The organism is Dellaglioa sp. CoH-57-MRSF-19, assembly GCF_056781975.1.
On sequence record NZ_JBXAXW010000085.1, the window covers coordinates 1 to 585 of the forward strand.

At 50.3% G+C, this 585-nt stretch carries 1 protein-coding gene; it reads right to left on the reverse strand.

The window, feature by feature from the left end; genetic code table 11:
- Positions 1–33: 33 nt before the first annotated feature.
- The coding region (locus AC1RO3_RS08335) for a hypothetical protein (RefSeq protein ID WP_481763980.1) at positions 34–585 on the reverse strand (552 nt) is incomplete at its 5' end.

Here is a 585-nt window from a genome sequence, read left to right on the forward strand (position 1 = left end):
AGATGATCCGTTACGCTGTTGACCTTCGAATAATCAATCTTTTTCATTGTCAGTGTCCGAGTTTTTGGTTCTGGACGCGCGTCTACGGCGCTCATGTTCGGCTCGTATCTCGTCATCGTGCGGATGGACGATCAATGCCTGCTGTGGTTGAGGTGCCACAGAATTCAAGAGGTCAGATGCCTTATTCTTTGGCAGTCCTGCATATTTCGCCACAAAGTCCGCCATCTTTATCGTGAGCGCGCGATCGATCATGCGTTCGAACTTGACGAGGGGTGCCGGGTCAATGGCAGTGCCAAGAGTTCGTTGTGCCACGTCAATGAATTGAGCGGTGGCCGCGTTAGCACTCAACGCCGTAGGTGCCCACTCACGTAGCAAATATTCGCGTAGTACGTGTATTCTGTCACCGAGTTCAGTAGGCAATTCTTCAGAGTACTGAATAACTCGGCTGTTGATCTCATCGTTATCGTGCGGAAGACTCTTCTCTTCTGAAATAGACTTCGATGCGTTGACTTCTTCAGCAAAACTTTGCGTCGGAGAATAGAAAAAACGCGAACGACGCACTGGTGGCGGGTTCGCGCTATCTTC